Genomic DNA, 23,772 nt, shown 5'->3' on the forward strand with positions numbered 1-23,772 from the left:
GGGGGGGGGGGGGGGCTCGGATATCCGGAAGCGCCTGCGCGTCGTGAAACGCCGATCAGGCTGCTTTGGGGGCCGTGGTCACCCAAACATCGTTGTGACTTCGCCCTGATGGGCTGTCGCGTCGTATTTGATACCGACTTGATAGCGTTGCCGGACGCCGTCCAAGTCTGGAAATTCGACTTGCACGGTGAATAGGAGGGCGTCGTTCTCCGGCGCGGGGACCGACTCGCCGTTGACCTTTTTGCTCCCTTCAACTGAGCGGAGGTTGAACAGGAGGCTCTTGTCAAGTTCCTTCTTGATTGCGGCGGCAAGCTCATGGCGGTCGAACGCGGCGAGTCCCGCTTTTCGGATCGATGCTCCGTGCCCGCGGCCTGGCTCTTCGCTAGTCAGGTAGTCAAACCGCGTCTCGCTGATCTCGAGTGTCATGCTCGCGATGTCGCGCATCGTCCCGGATAGGACCCCGAGAGCCGTGGCGCTATCCGAGGCGCCCCACTGAGGAACTCCCATATCGATGCGGAAATCGAGCAGGGTGCTGTACAGGTCCTCGTTGACGCCGACGACGTCGAACTTGAAGTCCTCGAATGGATAAGCACGGAGGTTGGCGTGGCCATCATCGTCTTCCGCTGTTATGATCTTGTTGTCGACCCGGAGTGCTACTTGCGGAAGCGGGAGGCTCGTTTTCAGTGGAGTCCAGGCGGAACAGTCGACGAAGCCGAGGTATGCCGGGCTATTGCTGCGGATCTCTTGGTCGAGTGCGGTGAGCTGCGCCTTGGAGACGTTCGTAAAGTAGACGACGTAGTATTGCTCGCTCGAAAGCCTCGGAACCTCCTGGCCGGATGGGCGGACGAGTTGCCTGTCGAGGATTTGCCAGATCGTCGGCGAAGGCAGCCCGATTATGTCGCCTTCAAGGATTGCCGTTCGCGTAGGTCCCCCAGCGGCGCGGAGCGCAGGAAGCCAGGCCATCGCGAACTCGCTTCCGTAGCTCCAACTTGTCGCCTTCGATGAGTCGAAGATGTATGCCGCCTCGTACCGATTTGAGCGGGGCGTGAGGGCTGGTTTCAGATCCGTATACTCGACTCCTTTGCTCTTGAGGACCGCGGTGGCCTGGCGGTGCATCGCCCGCAGCAGCAGCTGTACTTGGTCGTCGGTCAGGTCGAGGCTGGCGGCCATCACCTCGACGAAGATACTTGTGTAGGTGTTGATGGAGTGAATGACGAACGGCTGCTTCAGTAGCTCGATCGGGGTAATTTCTGCATGATCCATTGGCATCTCTCAGCTCTTCCGTACTCGAACGAGGCTCGAGCATCTCGTGGGATCGACGTGCCTAACTTAGGAGGCGAGCTCGTATGGCGTTCAGGTCGAGCTGTGTTCGTTCGATGACATCAGTCGCGCAGGTCATGCACAAGCGTCGATCGTTGGTGAATCCGGCTTTTTGAACCTTCAATAGCCCCACGCGAGTTCCACCGGGGAGGCTCGTCTTGCATCGCGCGCAGGTGCTTCGGATCTTGGTTTCTCCGACGTCCAGTCCTCCGTTGCCCGCGCTGATGAGCGAGGGTGCTCTACCTCTTGGCATTTTTCGACTCCTTCGCTGCGATCAACTGCCGAACCATCTCGATCGCGACTCCCGGCAATAGCTCGAGCGCCTTGGTGTAGTCGTCTCGGCTCCAGTCATCTCTGGGGTGATCGTTCACTCGAGACTTGATGTTCCGATTGAGCATCACGAGCACGGCGACAAGGTTGTTGGCGGCGCTGATCTCCGGCATCAGACGAGTTGGAATGTCTCGGCCAGCGATGCTAAGGCTGGCGTTGGTCAGGACCGTCTTGGCCTTGGCCCTGATTTCGATGTCGAGCTGTTTGCGCAGCCGCTCAAGTTCCTTTTGCGGCTGGACTGCTAACGGATCGACTGCGGATGTCATTCCAGCATCGACTTGCCGCTTCGCCTGAATGATGGTGTCGGCGTAGGAAGCATCGTAACCAAGGGCCTCGAGTTGTCCGCGGAGCTCCTCGAGGCGTTCCTCTTCATCATCGACGAACTCTTCCTCGTAGAGGCTGTCAGCTATTTCGCCGTGCACCACGAGAGGTGCACGGATGGCTCGACGACCGCCACCAGCCCCTCGTGGGAGCGGGGGCTCCTGTTCGAGGCCGCCGTTGATCTGCGCCCAGAACTCCTCGTCATCTTTCTCGAAGAGTTTGAAATCGTCGACGAGCGCATCCAGGTTCATGCCGGCGTGCGTCACGATGAAGCCGTAGTTGTCCGGGTCGCGAGGTGCGTTTTGCACATTCACTCGCATGATGCGGCCGACAAACTGCAGGTATGGAGCGAGAGTACGATACGGGCGGAATATCGCTGCGACACTGAGCTGCGGGTGATCGAATCCTTCACCAAGGATCTGGACGTTGACCACAACGTCGAGCTCGTTGCTCCGTAGCCGCTTCATGACGTCGCTCTGCTCGTCCTCCGTCAATCCACTGTGGATGACGGCAGCCTCGTAGCCGCGTTCCTCGTAGAAAAGCTGGATCTTCTTGGCGTGTGGAATCGACATTGCGACTGCGACGATCTGGTGCTTGATACTCGATTCGTTGCGAAGGTGCTCCAACTTTTCGAGGCTGTTGTCGACGATGGACTTATTGCATTCGTCAGACATCGCGATGCCACGACTGAACCACTCCTTGTCGCGGAGCTTCATAACTTCGTCGAGCGTCAGAGTCGTGCGCTCCGATTCGCCCTTGAAAGTGAGCTCGATCTCGCGCGGCGAAACGTAAACGGCTGTGAGCCGCTTGATGTAGCCCTTGGTCACAGCGCTCCGAAACGGATATCGGTACAGCCGCTCTCCGCCGACTTCTTTGGCGTCGCTGCGGAACGGGGTCGCGGTCAGGTTGATGACTTTGGCTTCCGGGAAGTGATCATGCACCTTTTGCCAGCTGTCCGCGGCGCTGTGGTGTGCTTCGTCGACGATGATCATGTCGAAGTAGTCCGAGGGGAACTTGTTGAGCCACTTGTCTGTGTTGGTTGAAAGCTGCTGAACGTTCGTGACGACGAAGTGGCTCTCGTCCGTGACGGTCACGTTGCCGGTGTCGAGGGTTGTCACGTAAGGACCCGACACCATGTCGACCTTCCTCAGAACGTTGGTACGACGCCAGAAGCACTTCAGGTTGGTGATGTCGAGGTTGTTCTTCAGCTCGTTGCGGATCGTGAGGTTCGGTGTGATGACGAGCACGCGGCCCGCCGCGATCCCCAGCGGTGCGATTGACACGAGACCTGACTTGCCACACCCAACAGGCAGCTGGACAAGTGCGACCTTGTCTTTCGGGTCGGCTTTGAAGAAGTCATAGAGCTTCTTGTACGCCTCTTTCTGGGGTTCGCGCAGCAGCTGGTTGTCGACGATATTCGCTTCGACTGTCTGGAAATAGCCGCCGATCGTCTTCGAGACGGAGAGCCAGCTGTCGAGCTCTGTGGTGTTGAAGCGCCACTGCTTGTCGATCTTCTGAGCGGGGATTTTCCCTGTCTGCGCAAGCTCATACAGTTTGGTTCGGCCGAGGCTCAGATATTTGGAGGCTTCGTCAGGTGTCAGCCAGGTCCTCTGCGTATCCATGCCGTTTCCTATCGTTTGGTATCGTACGGTACGAGAATCAACGTAGAACCGTGTGCTCTGATTGTCAATGGGGACGTTCAAGACGAACCAGGTAGGTTGCTTTCGAGATGAGGTACATCGCCAGGTCCGCTCGTAGGACCCGAATCTGCTAACGCTCACCACGGTAGATCCAACACGTACCTGCCCGCACTCAACGCGGGGATACTGTGCTTGCGCGTTCAACTAGCCGCCCGCCCGCTCGCGCGATGTACGTTCCAAGTGGGACGCCCTCTCGCCTGCGCACTCGGGCACCTCCGCTGACTCTTGGACAAGGCTGAGCGCCACCTGTCTATCCCACGTCAGGCCTCGCGGATCTGCGACTGTAGCGTGCGCATGCCCATGGACAGAATGCGATCCAGCGGCAATATGCTCGCTGCCTTTCGCCCCACGCCTCTCGGTGAGCAACTCTGTGATCAACTTCGTACGATGTAGCATGCCGCCGGCCGAGGAGTAGACGTCGGCGATGAGTCTCACTTCCCGGCAATGAGCGAAGGCTGCTTCCTCGACCTCGCGGATGGGGCGCGGCGGGATTCGCAGTGGCCTAGTAGCGCTTGATGCGGAAGAAGTAGGAGTGCTCAACCTTGTTCCGTCTCACGGCCCGGGAAGCGAGGGATCGAGTGTCACGACGGCCGAGGGAGTCTTCGCGACGAATCACTTGGGCAACGCATGAGTCTTGAGAGCTCGCGAGGTGCGTGGCCGTGCCAATCACAGGCTCACTGAGCTTACTTAGCCCTTGTTAGGACCGGCAGCACGCTTGCCCTGCGTGTTTGCCATGGGAGGGCTCGCCGACAGGTCAGGGTTGACGTGTCCGTGCTTGCTGTCATAATCAAGGCCAAATGGTGCCTACGAGTACATCCCCAGAAACGCATACGTTCCCTCTGTGGTCGGATGAGCCGGCGAACACGGATCTTCTCGCGTTCCGCGCTGTCGCCGAGACGGTTGCCGACGCCATCTTCGACGATGCCCTGGATCCGATCGCCGTCGGACTCTCCGGCGCGTGGGGGAGCGGCAAGACTAGCGTCCTCGAACTGGTCGTCTCGGAAATCGATGTCCGGTCAGAAGGCGCCGATGGCAAGGTTCTTGTCGTGCCGACGCAGCCCTGGCGATACGACCCGACGGTCGGGCCGAAGGAGAGCCTGATCGGGGAGGTGCTCGGCGCGCTGAGCTCGGAGTTCCAGGCCACTGACCCTGCTGCGAAGACCGCGGTCGACACGCTGAAGAAACTCGCCCGGAAGGTCAACTGGACCAAGGCCGTCAAGATGGCGGCCCGCACCGCGATCACCCTGCAGCTCCCGGAGATCGACGACGTCTTCGGGCTTGTCAGCGACGATCCCGAGAGCCTGGATGGCGAGAAGGGCATGGCCGAGTTTCGGGAGCAGTTCCAGGAGCTCCTCGCCGACCCGGCGCTCAACCATGTTTCGCGTGTGGTCGTGCTCGTCGACGATCTCGACCGGTGCCTTCCGGACACTGTGGTCGAGACTCTGGAGGCGATTCGCCTGTTCCTCTCTGCCAAGGGCATGTCTTTCGTGATCGCGGCGGACGAGGAACGTGTGGCCGAAGCGATCCAGCAGAAGTTCCACACCGCAGACGGTGGACTGGACGAGGAATCGCCCGCGAAGCTGTACCTCCACAAGATCGTCCAGACGACGATCCCCGTGCCCGCGCTGAGCCGCTTCGACACGGAGGCCTATCTCTTCCTGCTCCTGGCCAAGGCAGGTATGGACGACGCGGAGTACACCGACCTCATCATTCAGTGCGACGCGCTGCGGCTCACCGCACCGAGCCTCGACTCGCTGGCCGTTCCCGAGGGCAGCCCGCTGGTCGACCATCTGATCACCGCGTCGCGACTGACCCCGATCCTGTACGAGAAGTTCCACGGCAACCCCCGACGCATCAAGCGGTTCCTCAACGACCTCAACGTGCGCCAAAGCATCGCGCGGCGGCGCGGCTTCACGCTCGCTCCGGACGCCGTTGCCAAGCTGATGGTTCTTGAACGCATCCTCACCGAGGACTTCGCGCAGGTTCTCGACTGGCTCGCCACCAACCAGTTGCGAGACAAACTCGATGCGCTCGAGCTGGCCGCTAACGGCACCGCGGAGGAGCGCGCTCCCGAGGCGGAGGCCGACACCCCGGGGGACGGCGAGACCGCAGCCGCGGTTTCCGAACCGAAAACACCCGTCCGAGCCAAGCGCGCTGTCGTCCCCGTCGAGGAGGTCGCGCCTGCACCCGCAGTGGACGATGGCTTCAGCGACACGATACGCCGATGGGCGAAGCTCCCGCCCGTCCTAGATGCTGCGGCGATCACCGGATATCTGTATCTCGCGGCATCGTTCGCGAAGATCGAGGTCGTCGACACCGGTCTTCCCGAACGGCTCCGGGATATCGCCGCCGCGCTCACATCGTCGCTCAAGGTTGATCGCTCCGGCATCACTGACGAGGCACTTCGCGCCCTGCCCGAGGCGGACGCCCGCACACTAGTGAGCTTCCTCGGACGCCGCACACGTGACCAACCGTCGATCCAGAAGTTCTCGTTCGAGAGCCTCATTCGTATCGCCGCCACCCAACCGGCTGTCACTGGTGAGGTGATCGGCGCGCTGAGGTCGATCCGCAGCGCCGACGTGGAGGCGGCAACGGTTATCAAGCTGCGCGCGCTGGACAAGCCGACCTATGGGGTCGTCCTCGAGGCATGGAAGGCTGGGGCGACGCTCGAGCCGGTGGTTAACGCGATCCGCGTCGTCGAGACGGGATGGGGGACCAGTGGGCACTAGCGGTTCCTTCGGGGGCAGCGGCGGCTCCGACGCTAAAGACCTGCGCGACAACATCGCCGGGTGGCTTGACGGAGGCGGATTCGGCGGCGCTGACGGCAGCGACGGGGATGGTGACGGCGCAGGCGCGGGTACTGGCGCACCGTCGAGTCCTCAGAGCGCGCCCGGTACTGGCGGCCCCAAGATCGACCTCGGGCCCGCCGTCCGACTCCTCTTACGCTCGCGTGGCGGACGCAGCGATGGCCCCGGCGGTGGGGGCGGGGGCGGCGGGGGAGCTGGTGTCGGAGGCCGCTCATCCGGCGGGGTGACCCGTTCCGTCGGCCGGATCTCACGGACTGCGGGACGTGCGGGAAGCCTCGCGCTGGCGTACTCGGCAGGCAATCGCGCGGCTCTCGACCGGGCCGGCCTCAACTATGACGAGCTCCGCGCGATGGATCCTGTCGCCGTCGGCCTCAAGATCCTCGAGACTGCATTCGAGGCTAAGGCCGACAGCACCCTCGCCGATGCAGAGGAGCGCGATATCGCGGCCGAGGTCGTCTCCTGGATCCTCGAACACCCAGCTGACCGGGCACCCTCTCCGGAGGAGGTGGTCCGCAAGACCATCCAAACCACCATCGCCGAGACCGCACTGACCGAGATCGCCGCCAGCCTGCACGACAAGGGCGCATCCCGCGCCGAACGTCAGAGCGTCGAGCAGCAGATCCGCGACGTCGCTGCCGAGTACGCCGCCCAGGCGAACCTCGGCAGCGCGGGCGCGAGCGAGCAGGAGATGGCCACGGCCATCGAGACCGGAATTCGAGACATCGGCACGATCTTCGGGGCGTCCTCATGAGCCGTCTCATCCTCACCCTGTCTGACGCGATGGCCACAGCGGCGCTCGACGCCGGGACCTATGACGAGGTCTTCCTCTGGGCCGGCGCAGGCCGCACCACCTTTACAGGTGCTAGCGACCCGTACCTCCACGAACTCGGCGCCGTTAATCCCGTCAACGTCGACCTCGTCCGTATCGCGCTCGGGGTGCTCGCCGCCGATCGATCAATACTCCGCGCCCGCGGCGGCTCCGACTGGAACGCCCGCGATCTCGATCTGACTATCGACGTCGCCACCCCAGAAGTCTGGAACGCCCGGGCGGGCGAGCTTTCAACACTTATCGGCTTCCTCACCGGAGACCACTGGACCTTCGCCTTCGCGCAGGCGCCCGCCGCAGCGTTCCCTCCTCTCGCGGTGGAGGGGCAACCCCACGGCCGCACCGTCCTGCTGAGCGGTGGCGCTGACTCGGCAGTCGGCGCAATGCTGTCCGCCCTCGAGCTCGGCGCTGACAGCTCACAGGCGCTCGTGTCCCACTTCAGCTTCACCGCACTCTCGCCGGTGCAGCGCGATCTCGTCACTGCCATCGACGGGCTCGTCCCCGGGCAGACGCAGGTTCACCATCAGTTCCACCTCAACCGGGGGAGCAGGCGACTCGACGGCACCCAGTTCCGCAGCGAGACGTCGACCAGGTCGCGCTCGTTCCTGTTCCTCGCCCTGGGACTCGCGGTTGCCGAGCGTGCCCAGTCGACGCTGTGGATACCCGAGAACGGCTTCGCCTCCCTCAATCCGCCGCTCGGACCTGACCGTCGCGGCAGCCTCTCCACCCACACCACCCACCCGAGATTCCTCCGCGACCTCAGCGCCCTCGTCACTGCCGTCGGTGGCCACGGCGCGCTTGAGAATCCGTTTGAGACGATTACCAAGGGCGAGATGTTCCGCCGGGTCGCCACCGCGGTCGGCACTGACGCGGCATCCACGTACCTGAGCGCGACCAACTCGTGCTCACACACCGATGGACGCTACAGCGGCGCGCCCGCGGGCGCGGCCTGCGGCGTCTGCTTCGGCTGCCTCGTGCGACGGTCTGCGTTCGTGGCCTCCGGCATCACGGACGCGACGAACTACCTGGTGGATGACACCACCGGGCGCTTCGACGGGTTCGTGAGCGGCAAGAGCATTGTCGAGCCGGTACGCGACTTCGTGGATCGCGGGGTGCGTCCCCGCGACGTCATGGCGATGTCCCTGCCCGCCAGCTACCGCGCGCAGGACGCGCTCGCGCTCTGCGCAGCGGGCGTCGACGAACTGCAAGGCGTTGTCGGATGAAGCTGGCGCTCCCACCCCTCGACCTCCATGCACATATCAAGCCGACGATCCCGGCCCGGGACCTGGAACGGCTCGGCGCGGTCGTGTTCGCGGCCACGCGATCGCTCACCGAGTTGGAGTCCACGCAAAGACGTCGCGACGCCGTGACCATCTGGGGCCTCGGCTGCCACCCCGGCGTCCTGACGGCACAGAACGAGTTCACGCAGGAACGATTCGCATCGCTCCTGCGCACCACCGCCTTCGTGAGCGAGGTCGGCCTCGACCGCCGATCGAAGGTTCCCATGGAAACCCAGGAGGCCACATTCCGCGCCATCCTGACCGTACTCGCCGGCTCGCCGCGAATCGTGTCTATCCACAGCAGCGGTGCGTGCGAACGCGTCCTCGACCTCCTTGAGCAGACGCCCATCCAGGGTGCCGTGCTGCACTGGTGGCGGGGGACACCCGCGCAGACCGCCCGGGCCGTCGCGCTCGGCTGTTGGTTTTCAGTCAACGCCGCGGGCATGAAGCACGCAGCTGACGTCGCGCTCATCCCGGACGATCGAATCCTGACCGAAACCGACCACCCATCCGGTGACCGCTCGGCGCCCGTGCCGCGCCAACCTGGTGCGGTTCTCGACGTCGAGAGCGAGCTCGCGAGGCTGTACGAGGTTTCGCCTACCGAGATGCGGCTTCGCCTATGGCGCACCCTCGGTGATCTGGTTCGAGCGACGGACGTCGCCTTGCTCCTGCCCGCGCCCGTACAGCGGATGCTCTCGACGCTCTAGACCACCTGTCGCTCGATGGGCGCCGTGCCTCGCGCGATCTGTGTGGGCGTAGGCGAAGGTCGCTCGCCGGGCGATGAGGGTGAGAGAGCCTCGCGGTACTAGCGACTACTAACCACCCCGAGGCGGAAAACCACTGCCCTAGGCATCACACGGGCTATCCAACTAAGTCAGTCGTTGGCGCGGTGCTTGTGCCGGACCTCCCGCACGCTGAGGGAGCTGCTGAAAGCCTGAAGACTAGTGCCCGTTGCGCGGCCTTATCGGGGTGCCGACAGTCCGGAGCCCGTTGAGGACGGTCTGAGTATCGAAGCCGAGCCGCCGGCCGATCCTCGCCGCGGAATCTCCCACGCCGTACTGTTCGACGGCCGCTGCCAGGTCTGTGGCGGTCATCCGTCGAACAGCCTCGATTCCTCGCGCGGATAGATGCTTCGCGACAGTCTGTCGTGAGATTCGGAACTGACGGGCGACCGCATTGACGCTGCGCGTCGTTTCGTAGCAGGCGACCAGGTCATCGATCTCGGCTCCGCGAAGTCGCCGCGCAGGCTTAGCTGTCGAACGCATGGCCGGCGATCGTCGCGGCTGGGCTGCGGCCGATGCAACCTGGGCGGCCACATCGGGCTTACCTGATTGTTTGGAATAGGCATGCAGCAGGTCCACCGAGAAGACGACCGATCTGACATGAGAGATCATGACTGGTCGGCCGTTTTTGCTTCGGCGTGCGCACCCGTCGGCCGTATCCTCGCTCATTGAGCACGCCTCGCGCTGCCGTCTTCGAAGGACGCGCGCCACGAGGCAGATCGTTCAGAGGTCGCAGCTGCCTCCGATGCAACATTCCGGGGATGATCGGACATGAGCAGTAGTGAACGGATCATCGGAGGAAACCCATGGACGACACACAGCTCAACCGGCTGCTCACGCCACAGGACAAGTGGGCGGAGTCGCCCGAAATCCTCGACGCGATGCTCGAACGTGTCGCCAGGAACGCTGCAGAGCAGCACGTGCGCCCGCCGCGTCGCCGGCGGGGCGTCCGCATCGCCACGACACTAGCTGCGCTCCTGGGCGTCGGAGTTCTCGGGATGGCGGCAGTCGTCTACATTGCCCCGAACTTCACCCCTGACGTCGTCATCCCGATCTCGTACGTCACGGACGAGGGGACCTCGGTCGAGTGCACGTACTCCCTCGCGGTCACCTCGTGGGACGGCACAAACGTCACCGAGGCCAAGGACTGGATCGCCTCGCACGACTGGACCGGCATCGGCCAGCGCGGCTACGACCTCGGCGAGAAGGATCCCACCAACGTCGGCGATCCCGACGTTGATCCTGATCTAACCCAGACAGACCTGGACCGCGTGACGGTGTCCACGGGCGTTGTCACCGCGGTTGTGGAGGAGATCCCGTTCACACTGCTCAATGGGGTCGATATTGGCACCGCAGGTACTTCGACGTGCACATGGGTGCGGCACTGATGCCCGGCCGTCCCGAGGAGCCCCTTGAGGCCCTGGTGTGGATGTGGAGCGACGACAGACTCGACCTTCCTCGCCTGATCGACGAGAGCAAGCGTGCGCTGTTCGCGTACTTCGCTCGGCGGGTGGTCTCCACCGACGATGCCGCCGACCTCACCGGTGAAGTCCTGCTGACGATGTGGCGCAAGGCCGACGCCATGCCCGCAGAGCCCGTGGACGCACGAATGTGGATGTTCGGGATCGCGCGGAACATCCTCGCAAACCATCGACGAGCCCTCTCTCGCAGGCGGAAACTCAGCGACAGACTCAAGGGGGAAGCGCTCGTCAGCGGCGACGTCCGCCCCGTACGAGACGACGTGTGGGAGGCACTCGAGGCACTCTCTTCGGGCGATCGCGAGATCATCCAGCTCGTCCACTGGGATGGGTTCTCTCTCGCAGAGGCGGCGAAGATCCTCGGCAAGAAGCCGACGACCGTGCGTAGCAGGTACTCACGGGCACGCGCGAAACTTCGGGCGGATCTCACCCTCCAGGGTGACTCCTAAGACAATGCCAGCGAGTTGCCGCGCACACCCGGCAGATGCCGCGTCCGATTCCCGCCGGAGTCCGCCGCGGACGATCAATACCGTGAGGATGTGTCTTCGGTAACGAGCAAGCTTCCCCGATCCTTCGTCCGCGTCGGCTGGTCGGGTGTCCTCGTCCAATTCGCCGAGCAGGTGTCCCTCGCCGCCGCGCCGCTGGTCGCTGTGCTGGTCTTCTCAGCCTCCCCGGCTCAGACAGCAGTTCTGCAGGTGGCTCACACGCTCCCGTTCCTGCTCTTTGCAATCCCCGTCGGCTTGCTGGTGGACAGGCTGAACCGCAGAACCGTGCTGATCGTCTCCGAGTCGCTGCGTGCCGTGACCTTGGCGCTGACCATCGTCCTCCTGGTCACCGAGGTGCTCACGTTCCCACAGCTCGTGCTCATCGGCTTCCTCGGTGCCGTCGGAACCGTCGCGTTCAGCGTCGCGATGCCCGCGGTCGTGCCGCAGCTCGTCGATCGGGCTCAACTCATCCAGGCGAACCGCTGGGTGGAGCTCGGCCGGAGCGCGGCGCTCATCGCCGGCCCCGCGTCTGCCGGCCTGCTCGCGTCGTGGCTCGGCGCATCGAGTGCCTTCGTCGTGGCGACCACACTGTGCGTGCTGGGCATACTGTTGCTTCTCCGCCTCGACATCCCGCCGCAGAGCGGCGCACCTCGCCGACCCATCCTGCGTGACCTGCGCGAGGCCGCGCGATTCGGATGGTCGATCCCGGTGCTGCGCACCATCATCCTGACCTCGTTCGTCTTCAACATCGGCTGGTTCATCATCCAGGCGATCTTCGTCGTCTACGCCGTCGACATCCTTCTCATGACGCCGGTGCACGTGGGGTACGCGCTCGCCGCGAGCGGAGTGGGCATGGCCGTGGGCGCAGCCGTCTCGCCCGCGATCACCAGGCGGCTCAGCCTCGGAGGCGCGGCGCTGCTCGGTCCTCTCGGAGGTTTCGGAGCCGCGCTCGCCCTGGCGGTCACACTTGTCGCACCCACGTCCGCGCTCGCCATGCTGAGCTATTTCCTCTTCGGATTCGGCCCGGTGATCTGGGCGATCACGACGACGTCCATCCGTCAGGCGATCACGCCGGTAGAGATGCTGGGGCGCGTCTCCTCCCTTCTCGTCGTGGCGACCTACGGTGCCCGACCGGTCGGCGCGGCACTGGCCGCGCTGGTGAGCGTGTTCTGGGGCACGACAGGATGCCTGCTTCTCGCCACCGCACTATTCGCTGCGCAGCTGCTCTACGTCGCCCTCTCGCCGTTGGCGAAGCTGCGCTCGCTCCAGCGTTCTGCGACCACGAACGCGGACCCGTCGGGCGGTTGAGGTCGAGCCCCGCGGGAGCGCGCGGGGCTCGATCTCGGATCAGCCGGCGGCGACCTCGTCGGCGACGGTCAGCGCGCTGTCGATCGCGTCCAGACCGCGCACCAGCTCCTCTTCGTCGATCACCAGCGGGGGAGCGACATGCACCCGGTTGAAGTGCGTGAACGGCCAGACGCCGGCCTTCTTGGCGGCCGCGGCGAAAGCACCCATCGGGGCGGCATCCGCTCCGGTCGCGTTGAACGGCACCAGCGGCTCGCGGGTCTCCTGATCGCGCACGAGCTCGATCGCCCAGAAGAGCCCGCGCCCGCGGACCTCTCCGACGCTCGGGTGCGTCTGCTCCCATCGACGCAGGGTCGGCTCGACCACACGCGCGCCCAGGTCGCGCACGCGCTCCAGGATGCCGTCGCGGCGGAACACCTCGAACGTCGCGACCCCGGCCGCGCACGCGAGCGGGTGCCCGGAGTAGGTCAGCCCGCCGGCGAACGGCATCGTGTCGAAGGCGCTCGCGATCCGGTCCGAGATCACGACCCCGCCCAGCGGCACGTAGCCGGAGTTCACACCCTTCGCGAAGGTGATGAGGTCGGGGCGCCCGTCGAACGCGTCGATGCCGAACCACTCGCCGAGCCGACCGAATCCGACCATGACCTCGTCGGCGATGTACACGATCCCGTAGCGATCGCACAGATCGCGCACGCCCTGCAGGTAGCCGGGCGGTGGCACGAGCACGCCGTTCGTGCCCACGACGGTCTCGATGATGATCGCCGCGATCGTCTGCGGCCCCTCCAGCTGGATCGTCTGTTCGAGGTGCGCGAGCGCGCGCTCGGACTCCTGCTCCGGCGTCGCGGCGTGGAACGGCGAACGGTACAGGTACGGGCCGAAGAAGCGCACCGCGCCGGAGTCGACCGTGTCATTGGCCCAGCGTCGCGGGTCGCCCGTGAGCGAGATCGCCGTCGACGTCGAGCCGTGGTAGCTGCGATACATCGAGAGCACCTTGCGCCGGCCGGTGAACTGCCGTGCCATGCGCACCGCGTATTCGTTGGCCTCGGCGCCGCCGTTGGTGAAGAAGACCTTCTCCAGGCCATCGGGTGCGACCTCAGCGATCAGACGCGCCAGCTCACCGCGCACGTCGTTCGCCATCGAGGGCTGGATGGTCGCGAGGCGCCCCGCCTGCTGCTGGATCGCGGCGACCAGGTCGGGGTGCTGGTGCCCGAGGTTCAGGTTCACCAGCTGGCTCGAGAAGTCGAGGTAGGCGTTCCCCTGGTAGTCCCAGAACGTCGAGCCCTGGCCCGTGGCGACGGGCAGCGGGTCGATCAGTGCCTGCGCGCTCCAGGAGTGGAACACATGGCCGCGGTCGTCCGCGCGCACCTGCGCCTCGGCCTCGGGGGCGGGGAGCGGGTGGGCGGCCCCGTGGCGGTCGGTGAAGTTCGTCATCGTGGTCGCTCCAGTCAGTGGTTGCTCGGGAAGCCGAGGTCGATCTGCGACGGGGTGTGGTCCGGCCAGCGGGTCGTGACGACCTTGGAGCGGGTGTAGAAGTGCACGGACTCGGGACCGTAGATGTGCGAGTCGCCGAACAGCGAGTCCTTCCATCCGCCGAACGAGTAGGCACCGATCGGCACCGGGATCGGGACGTTCACGCCGACCATGCCGACCTCGATGTCGAACTCGTACTGGCGTGCGGTGCCGCCGTCGCGGGTGAAGATCGCGGTCCCGTTGCCATAGGCGTTCGCGTTCACGAGCTCGACGGCTTCGGCGTAGGTCTCCACGCGCACCACGGACAGCACCGGCCCGAAGATCTCATCGTCGTAGACCTTCATGCCCGGCGCGACCCGGTCGATCAGGCTGACGCCGAGGAAGAACCCCTCGGAACCGAAGGACTTCTGCGTGCCGTCCACGACGACGGTCGCTCCCTCGGCGTCAGCTCCCGTCACGTAGGAGGCGACCTTGTCGCGGTGCTCGCGCGTGATGAGGGGACCCATCTCGCTCGCGGCATCGGTACCGGGGCCGATCTTCAGGCCGTCGATGCGCGAGGCGATCGCAGAGACCAGGTCGTCGGCGATGTCACCCACGGCGACGAGCACGGAGACGGCCATGCAGCGTTCCCCGGCAGAACCGTAGGCGGCGGAGACCGCGGCATCGGCGGCGGCGTCGATATCGGCATCCGGCATCACCACCATGTGGTTCTTCGCGCCGCCGAGCGCCTGCACCCGCTTCCCCGCGGCCGAGGCGCGCTGGTAGATCGAGCGGGCGATCGGGGTCGACCCCACGAAGCTGACGGCGTTCACCCGAGGCGACTCCAGGAGCGCGTCGACAGCTTCCTTGTCTCCGTTGACGACGTTGAGCACTCCGTCGGGAAGCCCGGCCTCGGCGAACAGCTTCGCGATCCACACGGCGGCGGAGGGATCCTTCTCGCTGGGCTTGAGGACGACCGTGTTTCCGCAGGCGATCGCAGAGGCGATCATCCACAGCGGCACCATCACGGGGAAGTTGAAGGGCGTGATCGCCGCCACCACACCGACGGGCTGCTTGACGGAGTGGACATCGACGCCGCGGGCGACCTGCTCACTGCGCTCCCCCTTGAGGAGGTGCACGAGGCCGGCGGCGAACTCGACGTTCTCGATACCGCGCGACACCTCGCCCGCGGCATCCGAGAGCACCTTGCCGTGCTCGGACGTGACGATCGCGGCGAGTTCGGGGGTGCGCTCCTTGAGGAGCTGCCGCAGGCGGAAGAAGACGTCGGCGCGCTTGATCAGGCTCGTCTCGCGCCATGCGGGCAGGGCGGCCGCTGCGGCGGAGATGGCGGATTCGACCTCGGCGGACGAGGCGAGGGCGACGTGCTTGGAGACCTCGCCGGTGGCGGGATCGAAGACCTGGCCGGTGCGAGCCGCCTCGGCGGTCTCCACTCCGTTGATGACGTGACGGACGATGTCCACGGTGTTCCTCCGAGTGGTGAAGTGATCTCGAACACTCTGACCGAGGTTCGCTACGCTGGTGTTTCTCAATGTTCACAGAGTCTGGGGGACAATAGCGATGTCAGACCGTCAGGACTTCGCGTCGGATCGGACAGATCGTCCGATCCGTGCCACCGCCCTGCTCACGGTCGCCGAGGTCCTCGCGGAGCCGGTGGTGCAGGCCGGGGTGCCGGAAGTCCTCGTCGGTGGGGCCGCACTCGACGCCGAAGTGCGCTGGGCTCACGTCTCCGACAGCGCCGGTGTCGCCCGACTGCTCGACGGCGGCGAACTGCTGCTGAGCACGGGCGCAGGGTGGCCGGAGGAGGCGGAGGAGCAGAGGGCTTTCGTCCGAGGACTGCGTCGCGCGGGCATTGCGGGGATCGTCCTGGAACTCGGCGCGTCGCATGCCCGGGTGCCGGATGCGGTGGCCGAGGAGTGCGCCGAGACCGGACTCGCGCTGATCGTGCTGACGAGCGAGGTCAAGTTCGTGGCCGTGACCGAGGCCGTGCATCGAGCGCTGATCTCCGCGCAGACCGACGCCCTCTCCGAGCGTCAGCGCCTGCACGAACTCTTTACGGCGCTCAGCCTCCAGGGCGCTCCGGCGGACGTGGTGGTCGCGGAGACCGCGCGGGCACTGGGGTCTCCGGTGGTGCTGCAGAATCTCGCGCACGAGGTGATCGCCGTCGAACCTCTTCGCGTGCCCATCGTCGAGGTGCTCGCGCGGCTCGCCGATGACGGGGAGTCGGTACCCGTGCAGGCGCGAGGGGTGCGTTGGGGAACGCTGTCGGCGCTGCAGGGTCCCGCGCACCCGGCAGGCAGACTCACGGTGCTCGAACAGGGGGCGACGGCGCTGGCCTTCGGGTGCCTCGCCGACGGGGGCGATGCCGAGTGGTCGATCCTGGCGCAGAGCGGACTCATCGACGACCTGCTCGGAGCGCGGTTCGCGAGCCCCGCCGACATCGCCGCCCGTCTCGCCGCCGGTGGCTTCGTGTTCGACGGGCATCACTGCCACGGCATCGTCGCGCACGGGGCGGTGTCGGCGAGCGAGCTCGCCTATCGGGCGCGTCAGGCGGGGTGCGCGGTGGTAGCGGCCCGCGTGGACTCCCACGATGTCGCGCTGCTCTCGGTGCCGGCATCCGTGCCCTTCACCGATGCCATGATCTCGCGCATCGTGGGCCCCGACCGTACCGTGTTCGTCGGTCCGTCCGCGGAGGACGTCCTCGGACTCCTCGCCTCCCTGCGCATCGCCCGAGACCTCGCGGCAGGGGATCATCCGGGTGCCGGTCCTCGTGTGCGCAGGGTCGAGGATCGCCCCCTCGAACGGCTCGTCGCTTCGTTGCGGGACGATCATCGGCTTCACGAGCACAGCGAACGGATGCTCGCGCCGCTCGTCGAGCATGACCGGGAGCGCCGCGGCGACCTCGTGGATGTGCTGGCGGCGCTCGTCGCACACCCCGGCAACCGGTCAGCAGCGGCGGCAGCGAGCCATCTGTCCCGGTCCGTGTTCTACCAGCGCCTCACCCTGATCGCCGAGCTGCTGGGTGCCGACCTCGACGACGGGGAGACCCTCGCGGCTCTGCACCTCGCCCTCACCGCACGGCGTAGTGCTGCGCACGGTTGAACGCGCCGTCTCTCTCTCACTCTCCCTCTCACTCTGATGCCGAGACCCCCTCTCCGCGTCGAGACCCCCGCCAGGTCGCGTGCACCACCGGGGGTCTCGACGACAGGACGGGGTCTCGACGACAGGACGGGGTTCGACGACAGGACGGGGTCTCGACGACGGGACGGGGTCTACAGTGCGGACTGCGCGCGGGTCAGCACGTCCCGGAGGATCTGCTCGATCTCGCGGAACTCCGAGGGGCCCACCGTGAGTGGAGGCGCGAGCTGGATGACGGGGTCGCCGCGGTCGTCGGCGCGGCAGTACAGTCCGGCCTCGAACAACGCGGGGGAGAGGAAGCCGCGCAGCAGACGCTCGGACTCGGCGTCGTCGAAGGTCTCCTTCGTGCCCTTGTCCTTGACGAGTTCGATGCCGAAGAAGTAGCCGTCCCCGCGGACGTCGCCGACCAGCGGCAGGTCGAGCAGCTTCTCGAGCTCGGCGCGGAAGAGCGGCGAGTTCTCACGCACGTGGGCGTTGAGTCCCTCCTCGTCGAAGATCGCGAGGTTCTCCAGCGCGACCGCAGCCGAGACGGGGTGCCCGCCGAACGTGTAACCGTGTGGGAACGACACGTCGCCGTGCGAGAACGGCTCGTAGATGCGGTCGCTGATGATCGTCGCGCCGATCGGGGAGTACCCGCTCGTCATCCCCTTGGCGCAGGTGATCATGTCGGGCACATACCCGAGCCCCGTGCAGGCGAACGTGTGGCCGAGGCGACCGAACGCGCATATGACCTCGTCCGAGACGAGCAGGACATCGTGGCGGTCGCAGATCTCGCGCACCCGGGCGAAGTAGCCGGGAGGGGGAGGGAAGCACCCTCCGGAGTTCTGCACCGGCTCCAGGAAGACCGCGGCGACCGTGTCGGCCCCCTCGAACAGGATCATCTCCTCGATGCGATCGGCCGCCCACCGGCCGAAGGCTTCGAGGTCGTCGGCGGGTCCTCCCATCTCGGCCGCGCGGTAGAAGTTCGTGTTGGGCACGCGGAAGCCTCCGGGCGTGACCGGCTCGAACATCGACTTCATCGCCGGGATGCCGGTGATCGCCAGCGCTCCCTGCGGAGTGCCGTGGTAGGCGACCGCGCGCGAGATGACCTTGTGCTTGGTGGGCTTCCCCTGCAGCTTCCAGTAGTGCTTGGCCAGCTTGAACGCGGTCTCGACGGCCTCGCCGCCACCCGTCGAGAAGAAGACGCGGTTGAGGTCACCGGGCGCTTCATCGGCGAGACGGTCGGCCAGCTCGATCGCCGCCGGGTGGGCATAGGACCACAGCGGGAAGAACGACAACTCGGATGCCTGTGCGGCAGCGGCCTCGGCCAGCCGACGTCGACCGTGCCCGGCGTTCACGACGAACAGGCCGGCGAGCCCGTCGAAGTACTCCTTTCCCTTCGCGTCCCAGATCCGGTGACCTTCGCCTTTCACGATGATCGGCACACCGGACTCGGCCATCGTCGACTGGCGCGTGAAGTGCATCCACAGATGGTCCTTCGCCATCGTCTGCAGTGCGGACTCCGAGGGAGTGGTGCGGGCGGTGTTCATCTGGTCCCCCAGTTGTAGAGCTGCTTCTGCAGCTTCGCGTAGATGAAGGTCTCGGTGGAGAGGACTCCGTCGATCGGCCGGATGGTGTCGTTGATCAGTGCCAGCAGGTCGTCGTCGTCTTCGCAGACGACCTCGGCGAGCACGTCGAAGGAGCCGACCGTGATGACCACGTAGTCGACCGCATCGATCGCCGCGACGGCCTCGGCGACGTGGCGCGTGTCGCCGGAGACGCGGATGCCGATCAGGGCCTGTCGCGGAAAACCGAGCTGCATCGGGTCGGTCACGGCGACGATCTGCATCACGCCGGACTCGGTGAGCCGCTGCACCCGCTGACGTACGGCAGCCTCGCTCAACCCGACGACACGTCCGATGTCGGAGTAGGAGCGACGGCCGTCTTCTTGGAGCAACTCGATGATCGTCTTGGAGATCGCATCGAGAGGGGGATGCTTCTTCACCGAACCCATGGTGCGATCTTCGCACTCGAGTGCGCCTCTGGCAACCGATTCCGCCGTATCGAGGGCGAATGTCGGCGGAATCGGCTGTCCAGGCTCAGCTTTCGATCGGTCCCAGCAACGCGCTCGCCGCAGTGGAGTGCGCGGATTCCGGGTCCGAGGGGTGGAACGCGCCGGCCAGGACGTCCCGGTAGAGCCGCGACAGCTCGTTCGCCGAGAAGTAGGAGCCGCCGCCCGCGACCAGCATCGCCTCGTCCACGACCTGCTTCGCCATCGTGATCGCGCGGTGCTTGACGCCGGACAGCAGGGGGAACCAGCGCGCCCCGTGTTCGACGCGGTCGTCGACGTCGCGGGCGAGTGCGGCGATCTGGGGAGGGAGCGCGTCGTAGGCGATCGACATGTCGGCGATGCGCCAGCGGATGTCGGGATCCTGGCTGTATGCCGCGCCGGTCTTCTTGGAGTGCCGCTTCTGCGCGGTCGCGACCGCGAGCTCGAGGGCACGGCGCGCGATGCCGGTGTAGACCGAGGCCAGCAGGATCTCGAACACCGAGAAGATGCCGAACACGATGGGGTCGGGGCTGGGTCCGGGCGGGATGCGGCGCACCACGTGATCGGCCTCCGCCACGGCGCCGTCCAGTCGCGTGGTGCGGCTCTGCGTGGCCCGCATGCCCAGCGTGTCCCAGTCGTCGGACGTCGTCACCGCATCCGTCCGGTCGATGAAGGCGAACACGAGCTGCGGGGCATCGGCGCTCGTGGTGTCGAGTCCGTGCAGGCCGAGTCTCGTCCACACCGGAGCGAGGGAGGTGAAGATCTTGGTTCCGGTGAACGCATAGCCCCCGTCGCCGTCCGGCACTGCGTCGGTGTCGCTGCCGAACAGGACCAGGTCGTTGCCTCCCTCGCTGATGCCGAAGGCGAAGACCTCGCCCGCGACCGCGCCGTCCTGCACGAACTCCAGGCCGGGGACCCCGCGATCGGAGAAGACCTTCGCGACGCCGGTCCACACCAGGTGCATGTTGATCGCGAGGGCCGTCGCCGGTGCGGCGCCCGCGAGGCGCTGCTGCAGGATCGCGGCCTCGGCGAGACCGAGCCCCCCGCCGCCGCGTTCCGTCGGCACCAGGATCGACAGGTAGCCCGCGTCGCGCAGCTCCTCGAGGTCCTGTTGGGGGAAGGTGTTCTCGCGGTCGTGGATCGGAGCGCGTTCGCGGATGCGGTCGAGGAGGTCGTCGGGCAGGAAGGTCGTGGGATCGAAGTCGTTCATGCCAGTGCCTCCAGAAGCTGCCGGATGGATTCGTCGGGGCGGTCGCGGTGCAGCGAATGTCCGGCACCCTCGACGACGGACAGGGTGATCAGCGGGTTCGCCGCGAGGACCTCCTTCGCGAGGGCACCCGCGAAGATGCTGTAGACGGCGGGGTCTGCGCCGATCACATGGGTCGGCACCGTGAGGCGCGCGGCATCGGCTCGCACGTCCCACGGCTGATTCTGGGCGCTGGTCTGCTCCACCGCCCATGCGCTTGTGCGCCGTACCGCGTCGATCTTGAGCTCGTGATCCTGCGGATGCCAGTGCGGATGCTCCTCCTGCACGACCTCGAGTCGTGTGTCCGCGAACGCGCGCTCCTGGCTCTTCCTGACGATGGCGGCATCGCGCCCGTCGACGTGGATCGCGGGATCGATCAGGACCAGGCGCCGCGTCCACTCCGGAGCGGCGGCCGCGGCGACCGTGCTGGCGGCGCCTCCGAGCGAATGACCGATGACCGCGTCCCAGGGGCCGCGGTCATCGGGCTGTGTCGCCGCGAGATCGGCACCGTACGCGGCGACGCTGTAGTCGAGGGACCGCGGGGCGTCGCCGTGTCCGCGGAGGTCGACGGCCGTCGCATGCCAGCCCGCCGTGGCGAGAGCATCGCCGAGGCGCCACATCAGAGCGCCGGAGGAACCGAGACCGTGGACCAGGAGGGCCCGCCGAGAGGCCGTGGGGGAGCCCCAGGCGATGCGCGGCAGGGTGAGCGGTGCGGGCATGGCACCAGCCTACGACCGGTGGGGGCGCGGTCAGCCGCGCGGAACCAGAGGTGGCAGGTCGGCCGCGATCGTCAGAACGCGCTCGGCTGCGGCGTGACCCGCGGAGAGGCGCGTGGCGAGATCGTCGCCGTCGAGGGTCGCACTCAGGAAGCCGGAGGCGAAGGAGTCTCCGGCCCCGACCGGCTCGACGACCTCGACCACCGGGGCGGGGACGAACACCGGCTCGGACTCGCCCTCGAAGGCGGTCGCCCCCACGTCGCCGTCCTTGACGACCAGCAGGCCGCAGTTCGGCAGGAACGCACGGATCTCGGCAGGTGAGACCGTCCCCCAGATGCGCTCCGCCTCGTCGCGCCCGACGAAAGCGACGTCGGCAGCGTCGGCCAGGCGGGCGAGGGTCTCGGCCGCGTCTTCCCTGCTCCACAGCTGACGGCGGTCGTTCACGTCGAAGGACACGAGAGCGCCCGCCGTGCGGGCATCGATGAAGAGCCGATCGGTCATCTCCCGGCAGGACGCGGAGAGGGCGGGGGTGATCCCGGTCGTGTGCACGATGCGCACACCCTCGAGCCGTGACGAGGCCAGGAAGCCGGGTTCCATGAGCGAGGCGGCCGATCCTCGGCGGTAGTAGTAGACGGTCGACGTCTCGACGCCGGGGTCCTTGAACATGACTCCGGTCGGGGAGTCCTCGTCGCGTTCGACCCACAGCTCCACGCCACGACGTTCGAGCTCCGAGGTGATCCGGTCGCCCATCGGGTCCGCGCCGAGTCGCGAGGCCCAGGCGGCGCGGTGTCCGCTGGCGGCGACGCCGACGGACACATTCGCCTCCGCGCCGGCGAGACCGAGCGTCGCCTGGGCATCGGCGAGTCCGGCGTCGGTCGGGGTGATCAACACCATGGACTCGCCGACGCAGACGATCTCGGGGGTGGAGCTCGGAGTGGAAGGGGAGTTCATGAAGGAGTGACCGCCAAGGGTTCGGTGTCGGGATGCGGGCTCGCGTCGCGATGACGCAGATCAGGGAAGGAACGGACGAAGACGACGGAGACGATCAGCCCGACCGCCGCGAAGATCGTGGCGGCGAGGTATGCGCCTCGCCAGTCGCTGACATCGACGAGGAAGCCGGCGACGGCGGAACCGGCGGCCGCGCCGATCAGCTGGCCGGTGCCGGCCCAGCCGAACGCCTCCGCGGTCTCGCTGAACTTCACACTCGCGGTGGTGATGGCGAAGAGGACGGCGAGGGCGGGGGCGATGCCGATGCCCGCGAGGATCAGGGTGCCGCCGAGCCAGAACACGTTGAGCATGACCATCGTCAGGCCGAGTCCGATCGTGACGATCAGCAGACGGCGAGCCATGGCCCAGGGGCCGATGGGGATGTGCCCGAACGCCAGGCCGCCCGCCAGGCTCCCGGCCGAGAACACGGCGAGGATGAGTCCGGCCGCCAGGCTTCCGTGTTCGAAGGTGGCCACCACGCCCACCTCCACGGCGGCACAGGCGCCGATCAGCAGGAAGCCGATCACCGTCGCCAGCAGGACCGGCGGCTTGAGGACGACCTTGCCCAGTGCATGGCGGCTGCGCGGGATCCGCACGCGTCCGACTTCGGGGGAGAGGATGAACCAGGCTCCGCCGGCGACGAGGACGATCGCGACGAGCAGAAGGCCCTCCGTGGTCCCGACCTGGGTGGACACGAGCGTGATGACGACCGGCGCCAGCACCCAGATGATCTCCTGCAGCGATGCGTCGAGGGAGAACAGCGGAGTGAGGTGGGAGGAGTTGACGAGCTTCGGGTAGATCGTGCGGACCGCGGCCTGGACCGGCGGGGTGGACAGCCCGGCGACCATCCCGAGGGCCATGTAGCCGGGCACATCGAGGGGAAGGACCGCGAGGCCGAGCACCGCGACGACGCACACGGCGAGCGTCAGGGTGAGCACCCGCCGCATCCCCCAGGCGCCCATCCACCGACTCGTGACGGGACCTGCGACGGCCTGACCGACGCTCGTCGCCGCGAGGACGAGTCCGGCCGATCCGTACGACCCGGTCTGCTGCTCGACGTGCAGCAGGATCGCCAGCGACATCATGCCGTTGGGGAAGCGCGCGGTCAGCTGAGCCGCGATCATGCGCGCCACACCAGGCGTGCGAAGAAGATCCCGATATCCCGCCACGAGACAACGGTACCGGGCCTCGGAGGCGGTCGTGGAAGCGCTCGTGCGGCGACACGCCGCGACACGCCGAACGACGAATTCCACAGGAATCCGAATGTCCGAGGACCGGCGTACGGTGCCCCCTGTGGATGGATCGTTCACAGGGGCTTCCCAGCCGCGATTTCACGCGGTTCGCGCCCCTCAGGACGGGGCCTTCGCCTGTGGAGGAAACGGTGGAGAACCTGTGTTGAGGCCGTGGAGAACGGTGGATAACTACACGGATGTAACTACTACCCCTTGTGGTCGCCCCCAATGTCGGTCCCCATATGTAGTATTGAAGTCCCGGCAGGGGGTCTACCGGGAAACAGCCTGATGAGAAGCAGGCCAGAGATTTGAGGGGTTACGAA

Annotated in this window: 19 protein-coding genes; 8 read left to right on the top strand and 11 right to left on the bottom strand. The window is 66.4% G+C overall.

Translation table 11 applies throughout. The features are described 5' to 3' along the window. Nucleotides 1–78: 78 nt before the first annotated feature. Both L978_RS00030 and L978_RS18165 read right to left on the bottom strand, forming a co-directional pair. The gene (locus tag L978_RS00030) at nt 79–1,263 is read right to left on the bottom strand and encodes a hypothetical protein (RefSeq protein WP_047519045.1); all 1,185 of its coding nucleotides are present in this window, start codon (nt 1,261–1,263) and stop codon (nt 79–81) included. 296 nt (nt 1,264–1,559) lie between these two features. Next, a complete protein-coding gene (locus tag L978_RS18165) occupies nt 1,560–3,593 on the bottom strand; it encodes a DEAD/DEAH box helicase family protein (RefSeq protein WP_052193219.1) in 2,034 nt (677 codons plus the stop codon). Nucleotides 3,594–4,468: 875 nt separating this feature from the next. On the opposite strand from L978_RS18165, the gene L978_RS00040 reads away from it, so the two are divergent. From L978_RS00040 to L978_RS00055, 4 genes are all read left to right on the top strand, one after another. Next, nucleotides 4,469–6,400: a P-loop NTPase fold protein gene (locus L978_RS00040; RefSeq protein WP_047519047.1), complete on the top strand. Its 1,932-nt coding sequence runs from the start codon at nt 4,469–4,471 to the stop codon at nt 6,398–6,400. 301 nt (nt 6,401–6,701) lie between these two features. Next, complete coding sequence (locus L978_RS18845; RefSeq protein ID WP_197055594.1) at nt 6,702–7,229, top strand: hypothetical protein; 528 nt, start codon at nt 6,702–6,704, stop codon at nt 7,227–7,229. Further along, a complete protein-coding gene (locus L978_RS00050; protein WP_047519051.1) occupies nt 7,226–8,527 on the top strand; it encodes a hypothetical protein in 1,302 nt (433 codons plus the stop codon). The genes L978_RS18845 and L978_RS00050 overlap by 4 nt, the downstream gene beginning before the upstream one ends. Beyond that, on the top strand, nt 8,524–9,291 hold the full coding sequence (locus L978_RS00055; RefSeq protein ID WP_047519053.1) for a TatD family hydrolase: 768 nt from the start codon (nt 8,524–8,526) through the stop codon (nt 9,289–9,291). Before L978_RS00050 ends, L978_RS00055 begins: the two co-directional genes overlap by 4 nt. Before the next feature lie 234 nt (nt 9,292–9,525). Here L978_RS00055 and L978_RS18650 read toward each other — a convergent pair whose 3' ends face one another. After that, entirely contained in the window at nt 9,526–10,035 is a 510-nt protein-coding gene (locus L978_RS18650; protein ID WP_156118193.1) for a hypothetical protein, read from the bottom strand. 137 nt (nt 10,036–10,172) lie between these two features. Between L978_RS18650 and L978_RS00060 the strand changes: the two genes are divergently transcribed. The 3 genes from L978_RS00060 to L978_RS00070 all read left to right on the top strand — a co-directional run bounded on the left by L978_RS00060 (nt 10,173) and on the right by L978_RS00070 (nt 12,637). Next, entirely contained in the window at nt 10,173–10,754 is a 582-nt protein-coding gene (locus L978_RS00060; protein WP_047519055.1) for a hypothetical protein, read from the top strand. Continuing rightward, nucleotides 10,739–11,293, top strand: coding sequence for an RNA polymerase sigma factor (locus L978_RS00065; RefSeq protein ID WP_081996871.1), 555 nt, complete (start codon nt 10,739–10,741; stop codon nt 11,291–11,293). Before L978_RS00060 ends, L978_RS00065 begins: the two co-directional genes overlap by 16 nt. Nucleotides 11,294–11,383: 90 nt before the next feature. Then, nucleotides 11,384–12,637 (top strand): MFS transporter, encoded by a 1,254-nt coding sequence (locus L978_RS00070; protein WP_047519057.1) that lies wholly within the window; start codon nt 11,384–11,386, stop codon nt 12,635–12,637. A 39-nt stretch (nt 12,638–12,676) separates the two neighbouring features. On the opposite strand, the gene L978_RS00075 is transcribed toward L978_RS00070, so the two are convergent. Continuing rightward, nucleotides 12,677–14,065: an aspartate aminotransferase family protein gene (locus tag L978_RS00075; RefSeq protein ID WP_052193220.1), complete on the bottom strand. Its 1,389-nt coding sequence runs from the start codon at nt 14,063–14,065 to the stop codon at nt 12,677–12,679. 14 nt (nt 14,066–14,079) lie between these two features. Beyond that, nucleotides 14,080–15,564 carry a CoA-acylating methylmalonate-semialdehyde dehydrogenase gene (locus L978_RS00080; protein ID WP_047519059.1) on the bottom strand — a complete coding sequence of 495 codons (1,485 nt, stop codon included), beginning with the start codon at nt 15,562–15,564 and terminating at the stop codon, nt 14,080–14,082. A 97-nt stretch (nt 15,565–15,661) separates the two neighbouring features. Between L978_RS00080 and L978_RS00085 the strand changes: the two genes are divergently transcribed. Then, nucleotides 15,662–17,203: a PucR family transcriptional regulator gene (locus L978_RS00085; protein ID WP_081996872.1), complete on the top strand. Its 1,542-nt coding sequence runs from the start codon at nt 15,662–15,664 to the stop codon at nt 17,201–17,203. Between the two features lie 170 nt (nt 17,204–17,373). On the opposite strand, the gene L978_RS00090 is transcribed toward L978_RS00085, so the two are convergent. The 6 genes from L978_RS00090 to L978_RS00115 form a co-directional block, all read right to left on the bottom strand. Then, nucleotides 17,374–18,768: an aspartate aminotransferase family protein gene (locus tag L978_RS00090; protein ID WP_047519063.1), complete on the bottom strand. Its 1,395-nt coding sequence runs from the start codon at nt 18,766–18,768 to the stop codon at nt 17,374–17,376. Then, nucleotides 18,765–19,232: an Lrp/AsnC family transcriptional regulator gene (locus L978_RS00095; RefSeq protein WP_047519065.1), complete on the bottom strand. Its 468-nt coding sequence runs from the start codon at nt 19,230–19,232 to the stop codon at nt 18,765–18,767. The genes L978_RS00090 and L978_RS00095 overlap by 4 nt, the downstream gene beginning before the upstream one ends. 85 nt (nt 19,233–19,317) lie before the next feature. Next, nucleotides 19,318–20,478 (bottom strand): acyl-CoA dehydrogenase family protein, encoded by a 1,161-nt coding sequence (locus tag L978_RS00100; protein WP_047519067.1) that lies wholly within the window; start codon nt 20,476–20,478, stop codon nt 19,318–19,320. Further along, a complete protein-coding gene (locus L978_RS00105; RefSeq protein WP_047519069.1) occupies nt 20,475–21,233 on the bottom strand; it encodes an alpha/beta fold hydrolase in 759 nt (252 codons plus the stop codon). Before L978_RS00105 ends, L978_RS00100 begins: the two co-directional genes overlap by 4 nt. 30 nt (nt 21,234–21,263) lie before the next feature. Next, nucleotides 21,264–22,181: a sugar kinase gene (locus L978_RS00110; RefSeq protein WP_047519071.1), complete on the bottom strand. Its 918-nt coding sequence runs from the start codon at nt 22,179–22,181 to the stop codon at nt 21,264–21,266. Beyond that, entirely contained in the window at nt 22,178–23,341 is a 1,164-nt protein-coding gene (locus L978_RS00115; protein ID WP_052193221.1) for an MFS transporter, read from the bottom strand. The genes L978_RS00110 and L978_RS00115 overlap by 4 nt, the downstream gene beginning before the upstream one ends. Between the last annotated feature and the right edge of the window lie 431 nt (nt 23,342–23,772).

The sequence above is a fragment of the Microbacterium sp. ZOR0019 genome, from assembly GCF_000800925.1.
GTDB lineage: Bacteria > Actinomycetota > Actinomycetes > Actinomycetales > Microbacteriaceae > Microbacterium > Microbacterium aurugineum.

Excerpts from the sequence above, each read along its gene's own strand:
- L978_RS00030 (WP_047519045.1), bottom strand. The coding sequence starts at position 1,263 with ATGGATCATGCAGAAATTACCCCGATCGAGCTACTGAAGCAGCCGTTC.
- L978_RS18165 (WP_052193219.1), bottom strand. The coding sequence starts at position 3,593 with ATGGATACGCAGAGGACCTGGCTGACACCTGACGAAGCCTCCAAATAT.
- L978_RS00040 (WP_047519047.1), top strand. The coding sequence starts at position 4,469 with ATGGTGCCTACGAGTACATCCCCAGAAACGCATACGTTCCCTCTGTGG.
- L978_RS00050 (WP_047519051.1), top strand. The coding sequence starts at position 7,226 with ATGAGCCGTCTCATCCTCACCCTGTCTGACGCGATGGCCACAGCGGCG.
- L978_RS00055 (WP_047519053.1), top strand. The coding sequence starts at position 8,524 with ATGAAGCTGGCGCTCCCACCCCTCGACCTCCATGCACATATCAAGCCG.
- L978_RS18650 (WP_156118193.1), bottom strand. The coding sequence starts at position 10,035 with ATGAGCGAGGATACGGCCGACGGGTGCGCACGCCGAAGCAAAAACGGC.
- L978_RS00060 (WP_047519055.1), top strand. The coding sequence starts at position 10,173 with ATGGACGACACACAGCTCAACCGGCTGCTCACGCCACAGGACAAGTGG.
- L978_RS00065 (WP_081996871.1), top strand. The coding sequence starts at position 10,739 with ATGGGTGCGGCACTGATGCCCGGCCGTCCCGAGGAGCCCCTTGAGGCC.
- L978_RS00075 (WP_052193220.1), bottom strand. The coding sequence starts at position 14,065 with ATGACGAACTTCACCGACCGCCACGGGGCCGCCCACCCGCTCCCCGCC.
- L978_RS00085 (WP_081996872.1), top strand. The coding sequence starts at position 15,662 with ATGTCAGACCGTCAGGACTTCGCGTCGGATCGGACAGATCGTCCGATC.
- L978_RS00090 (WP_047519063.1), bottom strand. The coding sequence starts at position 18,768 with ATGAACACCGCCCGCACCACTCCCTCGGAGTCCGCACTGCAGACGATG.
- L978_RS00095 (WP_047519065.1), bottom strand. The coding sequence starts at position 19,232 with ATGGGTTCGGTGAAGAAGCATCCCCCTCTCGATGCGATCTCCAAGACG.
- L978_RS00100 (WP_047519067.1), bottom strand. The coding sequence starts at position 20,478 with ATGAACGACTTCGATCCCACGACCTTCCTGCCCGACGACCTCCTCGAC.
- L978_RS00105 (WP_047519069.1), bottom strand. The coding sequence starts at position 21,233 with ATGCCCGCACCGCTCACCCTGCCGCGCATCGCCTGGGGCTCCCCCACG.
- L978_RS00110 (WP_047519071.1), bottom strand. The coding sequence starts at position 22,181 with ATGAACTCCCCTTCCACTCCGAGCTCCACCCCCGAGATCGTCTGCGTC.
- L978_RS00115 (WP_052193221.1), bottom strand. The coding sequence starts at position 23,341 with ATGATCGCGGCTCAGCTGACCGCGCGCTTCCCCAACGGCATGATGTCG.